The following is a 2291-nucleotide window of genomic DNA, read 5'->3' as shown; positions in this document are numbered from 1 at the left end:
TGCTACGCGTGTAAGCTCCATTCAATAGGAGTTACAGCGTGATACCTCTTAAAATGCTCTGTGTTGAATTTTTCTTCACTTCCGTATCTATTTATATTCTTGCCAGAAGAAACAAGCAATATGAGCCATTTAACGCGTGCGTGCCTGAACACCGCTTTCAAAGCGCGCTTTGATTTCGGATATTACAGGTCTGTATTTGTCGGCCAGTCGATATCTCTTTCCCTCGCGCAATACAAGCTCTTCTTTGATCCCGGAGTAGTGTTTCGAAAGAGCACCCATTATGGCACCCAGTGCCATAGGTCCTTTCACCAGTTCGCTCTCGTTTTCCTCCAGGAAACTGTTTATTCTGTCTACCAAGTCTTCACTCAACATGGGTGAATCGAGTAAGGAAAACAGCATCCCTATAGTGGGCAGCTTAAGTCTCTCCAGAATGAATTCTTCAAGTTCCTCTTTAGACCACTCTTTTTGAAGCGATATCTGGGGTTTTCTTGCCAGCTCCTTTTTGAAAGCTAATAGCATTAACTCCATAAATGATGATATTCTTTTGTCGTAGTTATCATCTGTGACAAGTATCGACGCGACTGAACTAACCGGAAGCTCGATTTGCTCGATCATTGAAAACAACATACCAAGACGCCCAACTGTAACAAATGGTCTCCCGAGATCGATCGCTTCGGGAAGGATTAGGAGAGCGTTTCTCGCAACTCCCTTGGCCTCTTCGAAATCAGTACAAATAATCGCCGAGACTTTGATCTGAATAGCCTCACCCACCTTCCAGATCCCCGTTATCTTCTCTCTTCCGGAGTACTTCACATAGTCAACGGAGAAACCCGATAGTTCGGCAAGCCTATTAACAAGATCGGCGTAGGCTCTTCCGAGACTCTCAGAATCGCCATCAAATGTAGGATAGGCTTCAAGTAGCCCCTCGATGTCACTGACGATGGATTCGGGAGAAGTGTACTTTGAAAGATACTCGCGAATGAATCTATTTCTACTTGATTGCTCCCCTCCATCGTCACTCAGCTTACCAAGTATTCTTACAACATCAACCGATGCAATTTGTGCTGGCATTGAATCACCTCTACAGATATACTATCACAAAAGCGTTCATATTTGATCTAAGCTTTATATACACAAAATATTTTATATAAACTATTATAGAACAACACGGATCCATACATAACCTATGCAAATATATATACCGTTACTTTCATCATATTCAGTATAGTATATTATTAAAGTATATACAACTAATGCAAGTATACGTCATACCTATTTGCGAGATCACTTACTTCATTGTAAGTGAAAGCAGGACTTGCTCCCGGCCTTGATACTACCATGGATGCAAGTAGATTTCCCAGTTTCAAGCACTGTGCCGGATCTTTTCCTGAAAGATATGCGTGCAAGAACCCTGCAATGAAAGAGTCTCCGGCGCCCGTTGTATCAATTACCTTCGCAGGAAGAGCAGCTTCTTCTGGGCCGTTCTTGATTTTCGATCCTCTCGCTCCTAGTGTTACGACAATTTCCTTTGGCTCTACGGTAAGCGAATGTTCAAGATGATTCCACTCGCTCTCATTAACGAACAGCACTTCACACCTTGCTGCAATAGCCGCAACTCCATTTGTCTTCTCAAAAGTGACGATGCCTCCAGGGTTGTATGAAAACCTTACTTCGCCAGTTTTGCCTACAAACCTTTCAATCTGATCGGGAGTTACACCTCCAAAGTGGTAGAAGTCGAACCCATCTTCAATCGGGTACGCTTTTTCGTTAACTCCCCTGTACGTGAAGAGATGCCTTTGTCCATCTTTAGAGATCGCTGAAAAACAGAAGCCCGTCTTTCCATTCAGCTTTAAAAGATAATCGATGTTGAGGCCTTCTCTTTTCAGCAATTCAAGCGCCATCTCTCCAAAAAAGTCGCTCCCAACCGCACCTTGCAGATAGATGCTCTTCCTTAGCCTGCTTAACATTATTGATGTGTTCGAGGCGCTTCCTCCGATGGCAAAGCTCATCTCGCTGATCCTGTTTTCTTCATTATTCCCGCTTTCACTTATGAATGCGCTTAGGTCTATGTTCACATTGCCAACAATAGAAATCTTCATGCGACCAACCTCATCTTTCCAGTAGTTTTTACTTTGCCCACCTTCATGATTATAATTGTATATGAGTATACACATAACATACTTAGGAGGTTTCCGATATGCTTTCGTTTCCAGACGGTTTCATGTGGGGTGTTGCAACGGCCGGCCATCAAATAGAAGGGGGCAATGTATTTTCTGATTGGTACGCATGGG

General features: G+C 43.3%; 3 protein-coding genes. 1 reads left to right on the top strand and 2 read right to left on the bottom strand.

Annotated features, from left to right (window positions below):
• Positions 1–129: 129 nt before the first annotated feature.
• A complete protein-coding gene (locus BG32_RS14865) occupies positions 130–1071 on the bottom strand; it encodes a hypothetical protein (protein WP_006492457.1) in 942 nt (313 codons plus the stop codon).
• A gap of 179 nt (positions 1072–1250) precedes the next feature.
• The gene (locus BG32_RS14860; protein ID WP_006492456.1) at positions 1251–2099 is read right to left on the bottom strand and encodes a carbohydrate kinase family protein; all 849 of its coding nucleotides are present in this window, start codon (positions 2097–2099) and stop codon (positions 1251–1253) included.
• A gap of 98 nt (positions 2100–2197) precedes the next feature.
• On the opposite strand from BG32_RS14860, the gene BG32_RS14855 reads away from it, so the two are divergent.
• On the top strand, positions 2198–2291 hold a 94-nt coding region (locus BG32_RS14855), incomplete at its 3' end, for a family 1 glycosylhydrolase (protein WP_121527064.1).

The sequence above is a fragment of the Mesotoga sp. HF07.pep.5.2.highcov genome (genome assembly GCF_003666285.1).
GTDB classification, from domain to species: domain Bacteria; phylum Thermotogota; class Thermotogae; order Petrotogales; family Kosmotogaceae; genus Mesotoga; species Mesotoga prima.
This window is presented reverse-complemented; position numbering and strand designations above follow the sequence as displayed.